This is a genomic window from Xanthomonas sp. MLO165 (genome assembly GCF_018831305.1).
In the GTDB taxonomy this organism is placed as follows: Bacteria; Pseudomonadota; Gammaproteobacteria; order Xanthomonadales; family Xanthomonadaceae; genus Xanthomonas; species Xanthomonas arboricola.
The window spans coordinates 4,353,023-4,366,982 of the sequence record NZ_CP029263.1; the positions used below are offsets into that span (position 1 = coordinate 4,353,023).

17 protein-coding genes are annotated in these 13,960 nt (G+C 65.0%); 13 read left to right on the forward strand and 4 right to left on the reverse strand.

Annotated features, from left to right (window positions below; all coding sequences use genetic code 11):
• Nucleotides 1–114: 114 nt before the first annotated feature.
• From DGN21_RS18270 to DGN21_RS18280, 3 genes are all read right to left on the reverse strand, one after another.
• Complete coding sequence (locus DGN21_RS18270; protein ID WP_184578147.1) at nucleotides 115–981, reverse strand: alpha/beta fold hydrolase; 867 nt, start codon at nucleotides 979–981, stop codon at nucleotides 115–117.
• Entirely contained in the window at nucleotides 981–2,081 is a 1,101-nt protein-coding gene (locus DGN21_RS18275) for a DUF3182 family protein (RefSeq protein WP_184578145.1), read from the reverse strand. The genes DGN21_RS18270 and DGN21_RS18275 overlap by 1 nt, the downstream gene beginning before the upstream one ends.
• Before the next feature lie 424 nt (nucleotides 2,082–2,505).
• The gene (locus DGN21_RS18280) at nucleotides 2,506–2,700 is read right to left on the reverse strand and encodes a hypothetical protein (RefSeq protein WP_184578142.1); all 195 of its coding nucleotides are present in this window, start codon (nucleotides 2,698–2,700) and stop codon (nucleotides 2,506–2,508) included.
• A 62-nt stretch (nucleotides 2,701–2,762) separates the two neighbouring features.
• Between DGN21_RS18280 and DGN21_RS18285 the strand changes: the two genes are divergently transcribed.
• The 8 genes from DGN21_RS18285 to DGN21_RS18320 all read left to right on the forward strand — a co-directional run bounded on the left by DGN21_RS18285 (nucleotide 2,763) and on the right by DGN21_RS18320 (nucleotide 8,246).
• On the forward strand, nucleotides 2,763–3,044 hold the full coding sequence (locus tag DGN21_RS18285; RefSeq protein ID WP_003486531.1) for a hypothetical protein: 282 nt from the start codon (nucleotides 2,763–2,765) through the stop codon (nucleotides 3,042–3,044).
• A gap of 42 nt (nucleotides 3,045–3,086) precedes the next feature.
• Complete coding sequence (locus DGN21_RS18290; protein WP_054591254.1) at nucleotides 3,087–3,353, forward strand: hypothetical protein; 267 nt, start codon at nucleotides 3,087–3,089, stop codon at nucleotides 3,351–3,353.
• Nucleotides 3,354–3,447: 94 nt separating this feature from the next.
• The gene (locus tag DGN21_RS18295) at nucleotides 3,448–4,041 is read left to right on the forward strand and encodes a DUF4142 domain-containing protein (protein WP_024939702.1); all 594 of its coding nucleotides are present in this window, start codon (nucleotides 3,448–3,450) and stop codon (nucleotides 4,039–4,041) included.
• 211 nt (nucleotides 4,042–4,252) lie between these two features.
• Nucleotides 4,253–5,140 carry a TIGR01777 family oxidoreductase gene (locus DGN21_RS18300; protein WP_126966459.1) on the forward strand — a complete coding sequence of 296 codons (888 nt, stop codon included), beginning with the start codon at nucleotides 4,253–4,255 and terminating at the stop codon, nucleotides 5,138–5,140.
• 146 nt (nucleotides 5,141–5,286) lie between these two features.
• The gene (locus DGN21_RS18305; RefSeq protein WP_016902656.1) at nucleotides 5,287–5,952 is read left to right on the forward strand and encodes a response regulator transcription factor; all 666 of its coding nucleotides are present in this window, start codon (nucleotides 5,287–5,289) and stop codon (nucleotides 5,950–5,952) included.
• On the forward strand, nucleotides 5,949–7,133 hold the full coding sequence (locus DGN21_RS18310; RefSeq protein ID WP_126966458.1) for an ATP-binding protein: 1,185 nt from the start codon (nucleotides 5,949–5,951) through the stop codon (nucleotides 7,131–7,133). Before DGN21_RS18305 ends, DGN21_RS18310 begins: the two co-directional genes overlap by 4 nt.
• Nucleotides 7,134–7,233: 100 nt before the next feature.
• Nucleotides 7,234–7,524 carry a hypothetical protein gene (locus tag DGN21_RS18315; RefSeq protein WP_102257208.1) on the forward strand — a complete coding sequence of 97 codons (291 nt, stop codon included), beginning with the start codon at nucleotides 7,234–7,236 and terminating at the stop codon, nucleotides 7,522–7,524.
• A gap of 59 nt (nucleotides 7,525–7,583) precedes the next feature.
• Nucleotides 7,584–8,246, forward strand: coding sequence for a DUF3313 domain-containing protein (locus DGN21_RS18320; protein WP_184611841.1), 663 nt, complete (start codon nucleotides 7,584–7,586; stop codon nucleotides 8,244–8,246).
• 511 nt (nucleotides 8,247–8,757) lie between these two features.
• Here the strand turns inward: DGN21_RS18320 and DGN21_RS18325 are convergent.
• Complete coding sequence (locus DGN21_RS18325) at nucleotides 8,758–9,576, reverse strand: histidine biosynthesis protein HisIE (protein ID WP_104543562.1); 819 nt, start codon at nucleotides 9,574–9,576, stop codon at nucleotides 8,758–8,760.
• Between the two features lie 242 nt (nucleotides 9,577–9,818).
• On the opposite strand from DGN21_RS18325, the gene DGN21_RS18330 reads away from it, so the two are divergent.
• The 5 genes from DGN21_RS18330 (at nucleotide 9,819) to DGN21_RS18350 (ending at nucleotide 13,899) form a co-directional block, all read left to right on the forward strand.
• Nucleotides 9,819–11,258, forward strand: a complete 1,440-nt coding sequence (locus DGN21_RS18330) for a Do family serine endopeptidase (protein ID WP_046344874.1) — start codon at nucleotides 9,819–9,821, stop codon at nucleotides 11,256–11,258.
• Nucleotides 11,259–11,373: 115 nt separating this feature from the next.
• Nucleotides 11,374–11,736 carry a hypothetical protein gene (locus tag DGN21_RS18335; RefSeq protein WP_102251076.1) on the forward strand — a complete coding sequence of 121 codons (363 nt, stop codon included), beginning with the start codon at nucleotides 11,374–11,376 and terminating at the stop codon, nucleotides 11,734–11,736.
• Between the two features lie 3 nt (nucleotides 11,737–11,739).
• Nucleotides 11,740–12,228: a phage holin family protein gene (locus tag DGN21_RS18340; RefSeq protein WP_215825016.1), complete on the forward strand. Its 489-nt coding sequence runs from the start codon at nucleotides 11,740–11,742 to the stop codon at nucleotides 12,226–12,228.
• Entirely contained in the window at nucleotides 12,225–12,608 is a 384-nt protein-coding gene (locus DGN21_RS18345; RefSeq protein WP_016902649.1) for a hypothetical protein, read from the forward strand. The genes DGN21_RS18340 and DGN21_RS18345 overlap by 4 nt, the downstream gene beginning before the upstream one ends.
• Before the next feature lie 184 nt (nucleotides 12,609–12,792).
• Nucleotides 12,793–13,899 (forward strand): AI-2E family transporter, encoded by a 1,107-nt coding sequence (locus tag DGN21_RS18350; RefSeq protein WP_024939693.1) that lies wholly within the window; start codon nucleotides 12,793–12,795, stop codon nucleotides 13,897–13,899.
• Nucleotides 13,900–13,960: the final 61 nt, after the last annotated feature.

The window sequence follows — 13,960 nt, forward strand, 5'->3', positions numbered from 1 at the left end:
ATACGGCGTGGCGGCGCGCCAGGTTGAAGTCTTGGAAAAAGAACGGGCCCCACGGGCCCGTTCTTCTTTGTGGAAAGCACTGCCATGCACGAGGCGTTCTAGCGAACGCGCGAATCAGCTGGAACTGTTCTCCACCGCACGGATATCGCCACGGAATTCGTTCGTTTCCTGCCCCGGCGAGGAGAGCGCATCGCTCTGCTGCTTGAGCCTGTGCTTGCGCGCGGCCACCACTTCCTTGGCCAGGGCGATGCGCCGGCCGACCACCATCTCGGTCAGCCAGTCGATCAGCGTGCGCGTATATTCCTGCTGGTGTTCCTTGACGCTCAATGCGTGATCGGCACCGGCAATCACGCGTGCACTCAGCGAGCGCGCATTGACGAAGGCATTGGCGTAGTTGCGCAACACCGGATGCGGCACGATCACATCGTGTTGCGCCTCCACCAACAGCACATCGCCTTTGTAATCGGCACAGGCGGCCAGGGCGATATTGTCGTCGGGGGTCAGCACGCGTTGCCGGTAGTCCATCAACTCCGGATCGGCGTTGAGGCTCACCTTGGGGTGATCCCAGTGCTCGTCCTTGTAGAGCGCGGGCGAGCGTAACGCCAGCCATTCCACCGGGCGTTCGCGCGTCAGCAATGCCGACAGGTAGCCGCCGTAACTGAGCCCGACCACCGCAATCGACTGCGGATCGACGTACGGCAGGCCAGCGAGCTGATCGTAGGCGGCCTTGATGTCGTCCAGGTTCTGCGCGCGTGTCACGCTCTGGCGCATCGATGCATAGCCTTCGTGACCGCGCAGATCGAAGGTCATGCAGATGCAGCCCAGGCCGACCGCTTCGCGCGCACGCACCAGGCTGTGATGCTGGCTGCCGCCCCAACCATGGACGAACAACACCGCGGGAATGCCGGTGGGCGTCAGCAAGGTGCCGCTGAGTTCGTCCTGGTCGACCGGGATCTGGATGCTAGAAAGTTTGGCTTCCATTATGCGGTGGATACCCTCCTGTATTTGAAGCGCGGACCCGGCCCGGCGCGCTCTGCGCGGTAGTAGATCTGCGCATCCGCGGGCGGTTCGCCCTGATAGATCTCATGCGTGGATGCGTGCACCCACTGCAGGCTGGCGTCATCCTGGAAGCTGGAGATCGCGGCAAGCTCGGCCGGTGTCGCGCCGCCGACGCGCCAGGATTGCTCCAGCACACCGCAGACCGGACCGGCCTGCCCATCGTCGCCGCTGACCACGTCGTAGTTGCGCCGCGAGATGTGCAACCCAGGATAGGCGGCGGTGATGAATCGATCGTATCTGCAGGCCTGCTCGACCACCCGCTGTTGCAGCGACGGAAGCGCGGTCGCAGCCAGTGCCTCGAGCGATCCGCGATACACATGCAGCGACGAACCGCCATAGACCTCTTCATCCTGCATGTTGCGCACGCTGCATTGCGTGCCGTAATACGCAATCTGGACACCCGCAAGGCAGAGCTCGCCCACGCTATGCGTCACGGGCTGCAGGATGTTGCGCTCCAGCACCGCGCCATGCGTGCGCAAATAGTGCTCCGGCAGGCTGTCCAGCACCTGCGCGAGGTGCGCTGCACCGGCGATACGCCATTGGCCGTTGCCACCCACGCCTGTCGGCAGCTTCAGTCGCACACCGCCATCCGGAAGCAGGAGCTCCAATGTACGCAGGGCATCGACGCGCGAAAACACCGTATAGCCCGCCAGTGTTGCCGGGATCAGCGCGGTGGCCAGCGTCTGGTTCCATCCGGCGATGCTGGCTGCATGGTCGGCAATGAGCGGGTGGCCGATCACCTTGGTCGCCAGGAAGGCATGCGGCACGATGCCGCCCAGCAAATCCGCCGCATCATCGATACCGAGTCCATGCGCCTGTTCCGAGGTCAAGGTCTCATCGGGCACATGAAACACGGTCTCAGGGACAGCATGCTTGAAGTCACTGGCGTGCCCTGCGCCGCGAACGCCCAGCAACCGTGCGATTTCACCGCAGACCCAGGCATGCGTGGCACGCTCGTGACCGTACTCGGCCACCGGACGCGTGACATGCCCCACGACCTGGCAGTACTGCCTGTGCGCCATCACGTCTCCCCTCGCAGCATCGAGCCGAGTGCCGTTGCTGGCTTGTTCAAACAGTTGAGACGCACGCAGGCATTGATGCAGCGCTACGCGATGCCCGGGAGAACCGGCTTATTTCAGCGTCAGATAGAACGCGAATACGATCACAAGGACGACGATCAAGCTGATGGCGACACGTCCCCCTCGTAGCTCCACCAAGGCATGCCACCACACGCGTGCTTCGGAGGTACCGCTGGCGGCTTGCGGCTTACGGCTGCTTTCGCTGTCCTGCATCCTGAGTACTCTCATCTCCCTAAAGTCATCCCACATCCTAAGCATCAGACGTTACACAAGTGTGGAACGATTCAGAATCTTCCGTAAATTGCGGCATTGCGCAGGGGTTTTCTCGCTCACCAACGCAGCTACCAGCCGATGCGCGATGCAAGCCTCACACCTCGATGGCCGACATTTCAGCCAATGCAATCGATTGCTGGCTATTACTCAGCACGACGCCATCGCCTCGATCGCACTGCACGTCATGCGCGACATGGCCTGCATACGCAGCGTGTAGAGGCGCAACTGCAAGCTGACCAGTTAAGCACGCAGCGCGGCAGTGCGTTGAATAGTCGGGTTCGATGATCATTCGTTGACACAGCCGCAGTTACCCTGCATGTCAAGTTTGTTTAACCCGGACCACGCGAAGTCATGAGCAGAGACCCATCCGTCATCGATGTACAAGCCGAAATCGCGCATTGGCAGGCGCGGCACGCGCAGGGCAATCTGGGTGCAGGCAAGTTCAGCGAATTGTCCCCGGTGGTGAAGATGGCCTGCGATATCTATCTGCAGGCGCCGCGTTCGAGCGATCAGGAACGTCTGCGCCTGTTTCGCGACCGCCTGGAGCATCACTTCATTTCATCCAGTACGCAGTCCAATTACGAGCAATTGGCCACCGACTGCTGGCAGCGGCTGGGTGCACGCAATAGTTGAGCAGTATGTGTTGAGCAAGACCGTTACTCATTGGAGAGCATCATGAAAACCCCGTATCAAGTGCAGCAGGAGCTGGAGCGATTGGAGCGGCTGGTTCCGCACATCGTCAGCGACCAGGGCGACCGCGCGGAGGACATCCTAGGCTTCCATGTCGCCAGCTTGTTGGGCAGTGCCCCGGCCAGCGAACACGCGCTGATTCGCGAGCGCACCGCACGCATGGCGCGCGTGTGCCGCACTGCACAGGACAGCGTGCGTACACCAGCTAGACCGCTGGGCCTTGGCGCAGCCGCCCAGGCGCAGCTGGCCTGACCGGCAGGCGCCGATCCACGCATCACCGGAGCCGCGTAGCGGCTCCTTTGCATTTCACCGTCGGCAGTATTGGCCGCATTCTTTTAGGACCTCCATGAAATCCCTTCTTGTCGCGACATCGCTCCTTGCCGTGCTCTCCCTGACCGCCTGCGATCGCCCCGGCGGCGATGCCTCGCGGACTGCGCCGGCAGTATCGCCCGAGCCGACTGCCGCGCCGGTCAGCGGCACCGGCGCTGCCGAACTGGCCAAGGGCGATCCCGCCGTGCTCGGCGTGCTGGCGGCGCTGGATGAAAACGAAATCGCGCTGGCCAAGCAGGCCATCTCCCAGGATCTGGGTGGTGCGACCGACACCTTCGCCAAGCAGTTGCTGCACGACCACGAAGCCAACCTGGAAAAGAGCAAGGCGCTGGGTGCCACCGACAGCCCGCGTGCCGATGCAATGCGCGCCAAGGGCAAGGCAGCGGTGGATGCACTGGCAAAGACAGCGACCCTGCCCGATGGCAAGGACGCCTACCGCAATGCGTTCCTGCGCACGATGGTCAGCGACCACGGCGACACCATCAAGATCATCGACGCCGAACTGCTGCCCGCCGCCGAAAGCGCGCCGGTCAAGCAGCATCTGGAAGAAAGCCGGCGCGTGGTGTCGGCGCACTTCGAGCGCGCCCACGCGGTGTCATCCTCGCGCTGAGCCTGTTGCAGCGTCTGCAAGCACCCAACGCGCCGGCCTGTCCGGCGCGTTGGCGTTTGGGGCTTGCCGGTCTTTACTGGTGGACGCGCGCTGCGCCCGGCCGCCGTCCTGGTGCCGCACGCGGCCATCGCAGCGGGTGCAGCAGCGACTTCACTTTGCAGCAGGCAGCGCTGGCCTATCGTGCCGCATCGATTCGGCGCAGGAATGTCCCATGCAGTTGCTCATCACCGGCGGCACCGGCTTCATCGGCCAGGCCTTGTGTCCGGCACTCGTGCAGGCCGGGCACCAGGTCAGCGTGCTGACCCGCGACCTGCGGCGCGCAGCGCGTCGCCTGCCCGGCATGACCGTGGTGGACACGCTGGACGGCGTGCAGGCCGATGCGGTCATCAATCTGGCGGGCGAGCCGCTGGCGGCCGGCCGCTGGACCGATGCGCGCAAGCAGCGCTTCCGCGCATCGCGCCTGGGCATCACCGGCCAGCTGCATGCCTGGATCGCGCAGCAGCCGGCCGAACGGCGCCCGGCGGTGCTGATTTCCGGCTCGGCGGTAGGCTATTACGGCGAGCGGGGCGACAGCGTCCTGACCGAGGCGGACCACGCCGGCAACGATTTCTCTGCGCAGCTGTGCCGCGACTGGGAAGCCGAAGCGGCCAGGATCGCCGCACTCGGCCCGCGCGTGAGCTGGGTCCGCACCGGCATCGTGCTCGACCGCGACGGCGGCGCCCTGGCCCGCATGCTGCCGGCGTTCCGCTTCGGCGGCGGCGGCCCGTTCGGCGATGGCCGCCACTGGATGAGCTGGATCCACCGCGCCGACATGGTGGCCTTGCTGCTGTGGTTGCTGGAACACGGCCAGTCCGGCGCCCACAACGCCACCGCACCGACCCCGGTCACCAATGCCGAGTTCGCGCGCACCCTGGCCCACGTGCTGCATCGTCCGGCACTGCTAGCGCTGCCAGCCGGCCTGCTGCGGCTGGGCTTCGGCGAGATGGCCGAGCTGCTGCTGATCAGCCAGCGCGTGCTGCCGCAACGCGCGCTGGATGCCGGCTTCCGCTTCCAGTATGTCCATCTGGAAGCGGCGTTGCGCGCCATCCTGCAGCGCTAGCGCCTGCGTGGCCCTGGGGCCCTGCGCAATGGCAGGGCTGCCGGCCGCCTGTAACGGCCCGGCGGGCCATGCACTAATATTTGCCTAACGACCATCTCCGACAGTGCTGCCGATCTCGGACTGGCCCTGGGCCCGGCGGAACACCTATGCACCTGCTGCTTGTCGAAGACGACACCATGCTGGCCAACGCGATCTGCGATGGCGTCCGCCAGCAGTCCTGGACCATCGACCACGTCGGCAGCGCCAATGCCGCCAAGACCGTGCTGGTGGACCACCGCTACACCGCGGTGCTGCTGGATATCGGCCTGCCGGGCGAGTCCGGGCTGACGGTGATCCGCTTCATGCGCGGCCATTACGACGCCACGCCGGTGATCGCACTGACCGCGCGCGGCCAGCTCACCGACCGCATCCGCGGCCTGGATGCCGGTGCCGACGACTATCTGGTCAAACCGTTCCAGTTCGACGAGCTGATGGCGCGGCTGCGAGCGATCACCCGGCGCAGCCAGGGACGCGTGGTGCCGCTGCTCACGCAGGGCGATGTCTGCGTGGACCCGAGCAGCCGCAAGGTCACCCGCGACGGCAAGTGGGTGGCGCTGAGCGCGCACGAATACCGCCTGCTGCTGGCGCTGATGGAACGCGCCGGGCGCGTGGTCACCAAGGATCAACTGGAAGAAGGCGTCTACGGCGGCCCGTCCGAAGGCGGCAGCAACATGATTGCGGTGTACGTGCACCAGCTGCGCCGCAAGCTGGGCGACGAGCTGATCTCCACGGTGTATGGCCAGGGCTACATGGTCGGCAAGGCACCGGAATGAAATCGCTGCAGGCGCGCATGCTGGCGGCGCTGGCCGCAATCGTGTTGTTGAGCTGGTCCACCTCGTTGTGGATCCTGGTCGCCCTGGTCACCCAGGGCCATCACAGCGTGTTCGAGCAGGAGCTCAACATGTTCGGCGACCAGTTGATCAGCGCCCTGCCCGACGCGCTGGAGCACCGCTTCGATACGCAACCGGAGCCGCCGGCCGCGGTCGATACGCACACCCCGATCGGCAATGCGTCCTCGCGCATGAGCTTCAAGCAGACCTTGATTGCGATGGTGCTCAACACCTTGCAACTGGGGGTATTGGGCGTGCTGGTGTGGTGGGCGGTCCGCACCTCCCTCGCACCGCTGCGCGCCATCTCCGGCGCCATCGCGCAACGCACCGGGCTGGAAACCGAACCGGTGCCGCTGGCGCAGGTGCCGGACGAGATTCGCCCGCTGATCGGCTCCTTCAATTCGCTGCTGGCCCGCGTGGAAAAGACCGTGCAGGCCGAGCGCGATTTCGTGGCAGACGCCGCGCACGAACTGCGCACCCCGCTGTCTGCGCTGCATGCCTACGCCGAGGTCGCGCTGCGCGCACCCACGCTGGAGGCCAAGGACGCGGCGCTGCAGCAGCTGCTGGAAACCGCGCGCCGCAGCAATCGGCTGGCCGAGCAATTGCTGGATCTGGCACGGCTGGATGCAGGCATCAGTTCGGCGGCGTACCAGCAGGTGGACATGGGCGAGCTGATCTCGCATGTGCTGGACGAATTCAGCGTGCAGGCCGAGGCCCGCCACATCAATCTGCAGGTGGAAGCATCGCCGTGCCTGCTGCGTTGCGATGTGGATGCGGTGGGTATCCTGATCCGCAATCTGGTCGACAACGCCATCCGCTATGGCCGGCCTCATGGCATGGTGGAAGTGAGTTGCGGCTACTGCCTGCGCGCCGATGCGCTGCATCCGTTCGTGCAGGTCAGCGATGACGGCCCCGGCGTGCCGGAGAGTGCCCACGCGTCCATCTTCGAACGCTTCTACCGGGTTGCCGGCAGCCAGGTGCAGGGCAGCGGGATCGGGCTGTCGCTGGTGGCCGGCATCGCGCGCCTGCACGAAGCCAGCATCGAAACCTGCGAAGGCCACGAGGGCCGCGGCCTGTGCGTGCGCGTGGTGTTCGCCAGCGAGGGCGTGCGCCGCACCGGCTGAACGCAGGTGGCGCGTGGCGATCGCCCAGCGCCAAACCCAATAAGTTTCCAACACCCGCTGCCTACAGTGCACTCACCGCACGCATCCAGGATGCATGGTGATGTTTCACTCGATCCGTTCCACCCCGCTTTCCCCCGCCGCCATCGCGCTACTGGCACCGCATACGGCTGCCAACGACAGCGTTGCTCCTGCACCTGTCGCCGATGTCCTCCTGCTGGACTTTCGCTGCGGCCGCACCGGCACGCGCAATCGCGACATCTGGAGCGAACTGCCGGATATCCGCAGCGCGCGTCAGGCCCGCCGGCTGCAGCAGTGGGCCAAGAGCGGGGTGTTGTTCACTGCCGCCGCAGTGGTGTTTGCGCTGGCGGTGGCCAGCTATCTGATGCATTGAGCGCGCGGCCCTGCTGGCGCGTGCTTGCCCCTATCTGCTTCCTCTCCAGGTATTTGCCCATGTCGTTGCATTCCCTTGTCCGCTGCTGCGCGCTGCTGGTTGTCGGCGTGACGCTGATCGGTTGTGCCAGTACGCGCCCGATGCCGTACAGCCAGCTGCCGTCTTCAAGCTATCTGCGCCCGCACGATGGCAGCCGTGGTGACCGCATGCCATACGCCTACCAGGGCGAGGTGGATTGGACGCGCTACCGCGCCGCACTGGTCGAGCCGGTCAGCATCTATCGCGGTCCTGACGCGCAATTCGAAGACGTGCCCGAGCAGGACAAACGCATGCTCGCCGATTACATGCAACAGGAGTTCGGCAATGCGATCGGGCAGCGTTGGCAGCGCGCGACGGTGGCCGATCGCGACACCTTGCGCGTGCACATCAGCCTGACCGGTGCCAAGCCCAGCAAGCGGGTGCTGGGCACCTTCATGAAGGTGGATCTGGGCGGCGGTTCCTATAACGCGGTGCAGGCCGCACGCGGCAAGGAAGGCGCGTTTTCCGGCTCGGTCAGCTACGCGGTGGAAATCTTCGACGCGCAGAGCAACCGCCTGCTCGCCGCCTATGTCGAAAAACAGTATCCGAGCGCAATGAACATCAAGGCCAGCCTGGGCGCCTACGACGCCGCCAAGGCCGGTATTCGCAAGGGCGCCGAGCAGTTGGTCAAGGGAATGGAGTAGCTGGGATTTGGGATTTGGGATTTGGGATTTGGGATTTGGGATTTGGGATTTGGGAATCGGGAGTCGGATTAGCGGAAGCGATGGCTTCCAGTTTTCGTCCCCCATCGGGAGAAGGTGCCCCGCAGGGCGGATGAGGGTACGGGCGAAGCCTCGCGAATGCGGGACGACATGCGGCTTCGTCGGTTTCACGCTACCGCCGCTGCACACCCAACCCATTCTTGCAGCGCAGGCGCTCAAGGACGCGCGCCCATGGCGTGCAAGCCGTACCTTCTCGCTCCGTGAGGAGAGTGGCTTGATGTCCCGCATCTGGCGAGCGGTGCGGACAGATGCCCATCCGGTTCAAATGTCAGATCCAGTCACTTGCCCGATCACATGAGCGCAGCAAGCAAGGGACCGCCTCGTTAACGATCACACCACAGAAAAGGCCGGCGCTGCACAGACAGCGCCGGCCTTTGTCGGTCTGCACGGCCAACGCATCGTCAGCGTGCAATGCCATCTTGGTGCCGCAGCATCAACGCGTCACGCGCTTGGCCACCTTCTTGCCCACCGCCTTGCGGGCGGCGGTGGTCTTGGCCACGGCACGTGTGGCCGGGGTTTTGGTGACCTTGGCGGCCTTCTTCAAGGTGGTCTTGGTCACCGCCTTCTTGAGCGGGGCCTTTTTCACTGCGGCCTGTTTGGTGGCGGTCTGTTTGGCCACCGGTGCCTTCTTGGCGGCGGGCTTGACGATGGTCTTGGCGACCGGCTTCTTGACCGGCGCCGCCTTGGCCGCAGCCTTCTTCGCTGCCGCACGCGCGCCTACCGTGGCCACCGCGCTCTTGCGCGCTGCGCTCTTGGCCGCGGTCTTGGCACTCAGTGCTGCCGCTTCGGCCTTGGCATTGGCCTTGGCGGTTTCCAGCTTCTGCTTGGCGCTGGCCTTGGTGTTGGCCAGTTTCTTCTTGGCAGCATCGGTGGTGCTGCTCAGCTTCTGCTTGGCGGCATCCTTGGTAGATGCAAGCTTCTGCTTGGCAGCGTCCTTGGTGGCGGTCAACTTGTCCTTGGCGGCCTCCTTGCCCGACACCAGCGAGCGCTTGGTCTTGGCCACGCTGCGCTTGACCGCGGTGGCTGCATCGCCAGCCTTTTCGACGACGCGCTGTTCAACCTTGACCACGGCCTTGCGGGCCTTGGCGACGCGGATCTTGACCTCGGCCGCCGCCGTGCCGGCCGCGTCCTGCACGCTGGCCACCGCGTCGCTGGTAGTACTGGCGATGGTCTCGCCCAGTTCGGTGGCAGTGCTCTTGACGCTATCGACAGCCTCGGACAGGGTTGCCGTCACACCATTGCCGTTGCTCATAGGACCCTCCTTAAGGGCATCAGTGCTGAAAACGCGGGCGATGCGCAGCGGCATGCGTATGCTGAACAGGCATCGGATCAAGCGGACGCTACGCCGGGCTCAAGCGACTGTCAACGCAGCGCCGGCAAGGGCTCGGCGGCGCTTTCACCAGGCGTTAAATTGCCCGCTGGCACTCTCGTTCAGCTTGATTTACGCAGTCAGACGCCCTATTCCTCTTCCACCGCGTAACCCGGACTCGTTGCATGCGCCCGCTGCCCACCTTGCTGACCCTTTCCCTGGCCGCTGCCTTCGGCGGATTTGCCGCCACCGGCATCAATGCCTGGATGGACAACCGCGCCGAGGCCGCACCGGCCGGCGCGTCCACCACCTTTAGCCTGCCCGCGGCCGCCGCACTGCCGGCCGCCGTCGCCGGGCAACCGGTGCCGTCGCTGGCGCCGATGCTGCAACAAGCGATGCCGGCGGTGGTGAGCGTCAATACCAAGCAAGTGGTGCGCGTGCGCAACCCGTTCTTCAACGACCCGATCCTGCGCCGGCTGTTTCCGCAGGTGCCGCAGGACCGCATCAACGAGTCGCTGGGTTCTGGCGTGATCATCGATGCGCAAAAAGGCTATGTGCTGACCAATCACCACGTCATCGAAAATGCCGACGATGTGCAGGTGACGCTTGGCGACGGGCGCACGGTCAAGGCCGATTTCATCGGCTCCGATGCCGATACCGATATCGCGCTGATCCGCATCAAGGCCGACAACCTCACCGACATCAAGCTGGCCGACAGCAATGCGCTGCGCGTGGGTGACTTCGTGGTGGCGATCGGCAACCCGTTCGGCTTCACCCAGACGGTGACCTCCGGCATCGTCTCGGCAGTGGGCCGCAGCGGTATTCGCGGGCTGGGCTACCAGAATTTCATCCAGACCGATGCCTCGATCAATCCGGGTAACTCCGGCGGTGCGCTGGTCAACCTGCAGGGCCAGTTGGTGGGCATCAATACCGCCAGCTTCAATCCCCAGGGCAGCATGGCCGGCAATATCGGCCTGGGTCTGGCGATCCCCTCCAACCTGGCGCGCAATGTGGTGGAGCAATTGGTGACCAAGGGCGTGGTGGTGCGTGGCACGCTCGGGCTGGAAACCCAGAACCTCACCCAGCAGATGCTGCAGGGCCTGGGTGTGGATTCGTTGCGGGGTGCGCTGGTGACGCGTGTGTTGCCAGGGTCCGCTGCGGCCGCCGCAGGCGTGCAGCCGGGCGATGTGGTGGTGGCGGCCAATGACCAGCGCGTGGACAGTGCAGAGGCGCTGCACAACTATGAAGGCCTGCAGGCGGTTGGTAGCCCGGTCAGGCTGGAGATTCGCCGCGATGGCAAACCGCTCACCCTCACCGCCAAACTGAAAGAGCAGGACCGCGCAGTCACCGGCGACATGCTCGACCCGCGCCTGGGCGGCGCCACCTTCGTGGACCTGCCCGAATCGCTGCGCCAGTCCGGCATTACCGGCGTCATGGTCAGCGAGGTCAAACGCGGCGGTCGTGCCGCAGCCAATGGTCTGGTCAGCGGCGATGTGATCGTGGCCAGCAGCGTGGGCGAGTTTGCCGATCTGGCCAGCTGGCGCGCCAATTTCCAGCGCAAGCCGCAGCAACTGGTCGTGCGCATCCTGCGTGGCAACGCGCAGTACGACGCGTTGATGCGTTGACGTGGCGTGCACTGCCATCGGTGCGCACTAACACCTCCTACACCGTAGCGATGCTATTGCTGCACCACGCCCGCACGCTGTCGCGGCTGCCATCAATGACCGAAGGAGATATCACATGAGCCCCACCAATACCGACCAGCTGAAGGAAAACCTGAGCGAAGCCGGCACCCACCTGAAGTCTGCCGCCAGCGCCGCAGGCGAAGCCGTCAAGGGCGCCACCAGCGCTGCAGGCGATGAGCTCAAGCTCGGTCGCGCCAACGTCAAGGCTGAGCTTTCCGATACCGCACTGGCCGGCATGGCTGCTGCCGAGTTCGGCGGCGCCGCTGCCAAGGAACAGCTCGACGTGCTGGTCAGCAAGGGCAACGATCTGCTGGAAAGCGCCACCGATCTGATTCGTGAGCGCCCGCTGGCTGCGTTCGGCGTTGCGTTTGCGACCGGCTGGATCATTGCCAAGCTGGCACGCAGCAACGACAACTAAGTCGTGAGCGACCAGGCCTCTACAGCTGCCGCCTCCGACGCGCCCAACGCGCGTCCGGAAACGCCAGGACTGGACGAAAGCGTACGTGCGGTCGGCGCAGCCGGCCGCGCCACGCTGGGCTCGGCCAGGGACACCAGCCGCGCGTTGCGCCGGCTGGTGTCGGCCGACTTGCAACTTGCACGCAGTGCCTTCGGGCGTGGACTGGCCTGGGCATGCGTTGCCGTGGTCTTCGGCGCGTCGTCGTGGCTGTTGCTGGCAGGTGCGATCATCGCGCTGCTGCAACGCGCAGGCCTGTCGTGGTTCCAGGCGATGTTTTTCACTGCATTGGCCAGCTTGCTGGTCACCGGCATTGCGGCGTGGCGGGTGTTCTTCTACTTCGACCACACCGGCTTGAATGCAACACGTCGTCAGCTGGTCAAGCTGGGCATCTTCGATGACAGCAGCGACGACGACGATGCCCACGCATCGGCTGCCAATGGAGCACGCACATGAAGTTTGGCACCTTGCGTCAGCGCGTGGAACGCGCCGAATTCCTGGTGGAAGGGCGCGCCCAGGAAACACGCCTGCATTGGGGAGAATTGCGTGACACCTGGCGTGCCGGGTGGTCGCCGCTGCGGATCATGGTGGTTGGTTTCGGCCTGGGCTTTGTCACCGGCCGCAACGAACCGCAGGCGGCATTGGGCAGCATCGCCAGCAAGCTGGGCGGTATCCCGAAAATTCTGCAGATGATCAGCACGATCTCTGCGCTGTTCACCGCACACCGTGCGCAGGAAGCCTCCGAGCAGGCCGAACGTGCTGCAGACAGTGCCGAAGAGGTCGCTGCCGATCCGCCGGTGACGGTGGTGCAGGCGCCGATTGATCGCGCCGCGTGATGGCGTGATCCCGAGCACCGCTTGGGATCACGCAGCGGGTGTCCGCCGCCCGCTGCGCGGCAGAGCCCGCCACCTATGCTGTTAAGGACTGACGTTACGCGCACGCCCTCTGTGCGCTGCGTTGACGCGTTCGGCTGATAATGGCCCACCGCTGGCAGCACGCCAGTCTGCTGCCAGGGCGCGCATGACTCTTCCCGTCGATTCTATGGATGCTGCCGCTGCGGCAGATTCACTCCCGCCGCCACCGGCACCACGCCCGCGCGCACCGGTCTCGTTGGTGGTGCTGGCCACGCTTGCGGTGGGTTATACGCTGTGGGCTGCACAGACGATCATCCTGCCGGTGATGCTGGCCGCCTTCTTTGCCTTGATCGGCAACCCCATCCTGCGCGGTCTGCGCAAGCTGTACATCCCCCGCTTCCTCGGCGCCTTGATGGTGTTGTGCCTGGGCCTGGCCGGTACCGTGACACTGGCCGCGCAGCTGGCCGGGCCGGCCGCCGAATGGGTGCAGCAGGCGCCCCGGCAGATGCGCCAGATCGCGCGCGACGTGCGCGATTTCACCAAGCCGGTGATGCAGGCCAATCAGGCCGCGGAAAACTTTGCACGCGCGGCCGGCGGCGATGGCCAGCGCAGCGTGCAGATCGTGCGCACGCAGATGGACGACCCCTACAAGGCGCTGGTGCGCACGCCCAAGCTGGCCGCCTCGGTGCTTGCGGTGGTGCTGCTGACGTTCTTCTTCATGGTCTACGGCGAAAGCCTGCAACGGCATGCGATCGCCTTGCTGCCCAACCGACAGCAGCAACGCTTCACTACCGAAATCATGCTGGACATCGAGCGCGAGGTCTCGCGCTACGTGCTCACCATCAGCGTGATCAATACGCTGGTCGGGCTGGTCTTCGCCGGAATTCTGTATGTGCTCAAGATTCCGCTGCCCGAAGCGCTGCTGTGGGGCACGGTGGTGGCGCTGCTCAACTTCGCGCCGTATGTGGGCCCGTTGATCGGCGTGATGCTGATGCTGCTGATGGGCTTTGTGGAATTCCGCACCACCTTGTCGGCGATGCTGCCGGCGATCCTGTACCTGGCACTGCACACCATCGAAGGCCAGGTGGTCACCCCGATCGTGCTTGGCCGCCGCATGGCGATCTCGCCGCTGATGCTGATCCTGGCGCTGATGCTGTTCGGCTGGCTATGGGGCATGGTCGGTTTGCTGCTGGCGGTACCGCTGCTGGTCTGCATCAAGATGGTGCTGAGCCGGGTGGAGGGAATGCAGCGTTGGGCCAGGCTGTTGGAGTAGCCGGGATTGGGGATTCGGCATTGGGGATTGGTAAACGCAACCGCGCAGTTGCCGTTGACAA

Bases quoted from the DNA above. Each gene is read 5' to 3' on its own strand.
- DGN21_RS18270 (WP_184578147.1), bottom strand. From the start codon at position 981: ATGGAAGCCAAACTTTCTAGCATCCAGATCCCGGTCGACCAGGACGAA.
- DGN21_RS18275 (WP_184578145.1), bottom strand. From the start codon at position 2,081: ATGGCGCACAGGCAGTACTGCCAGGTCGTGGGGCATGTCACGCGTCCG.
- DGN21_RS18280 (WP_184578142.1), bottom strand. From the start codon at position 2,700: ATGATCATCGAACCCGACTATTCAACGCACTGCCGCGCTGCGTGCTTA.
- DGN21_RS18285 (WP_003486531.1), top strand. From the start codon at position 2,763: ATGAGCAGAGACCCATCCGTCATCGATGTACAAGCCGAAATCGCGCAT.
- DGN21_RS18290 (WP_054591254.1), top strand. From the start codon at position 3,087: ATGAAAACCCCGTATCAAGTGCAGCAGGAGCTGGAGCGATTGGAGCGG.
- DGN21_RS18295 (WP_024939702.1), top strand. From the start codon at position 3,448: ATGAAATCCCTTCTTGTCGCGACATCGCTCCTTGCCGTGCTCTCCCTG.
- DGN21_RS18300 (WP_126966459.1), top strand. From the start codon at position 4,253: ATGCAGTTGCTCATCACCGGCGGCACCGGCTTCATCGGCCAGGCCTTG.
- DGN21_RS18305 (WP_016902656.1), top strand. From the start codon at position 5,287: ATGCACCTGCTGCTTGTCGAAGACGACACCATGCTGGCCAACGCGATC.
- DGN21_RS18310 (WP_126966458.1), top strand. From the start codon at position 5,949: ATGAAATCGCTGCAGGCGCGCATGCTGGCGGCGCTGGCCGCAATCGTG.
- DGN21_RS18315 (WP_102257208.1), top strand. From the start codon at position 7,234: ATGTTTCACTCGATCCGTTCCACCCCGCTTTCCCCCGCCGCCATCGCG.
- DGN21_RS18320 (WP_184611841.1), top strand. From the start codon at position 7,584: ATGTCGTTGCATTCCCTTGTCCGCTGCTGCGCGCTGCTGGTTGTCGGC.
- DGN21_RS18325 (WP_104543562.1), bottom strand. From the start codon at position 9,576: ATGAGCAACGGCAATGGTGTGACGGCAACCCTGTCCGAGGCTGTCGAT.
- DGN21_RS18330 (WP_046344874.1), top strand. From the start codon at position 9,819: ATGCGCCCGCTGCCCACCTTGCTGACCCTTTCCCTGGCCGCTGCCTTC.
- DGN21_RS18335 (WP_102251076.1), top strand. From the start codon at position 11,374: ATGAGCCCCACCAATACCGACCAGCTGAAGGAAAACCTGAGCGAAGCC.
- DGN21_RS18345 (WP_016902649.1), top strand. From the start codon at position 12,225: ATGAAGTTTGGCACCTTGCGTCAGCGCGTGGAACGCGCCGAATTCCTG.
- DGN21_RS18350 (WP_024939693.1), top strand. From the start codon at position 12,793: ATGACTCTTCCCGTCGATTCTATGGATGCTGCCGCTGCGGCAGATTCA.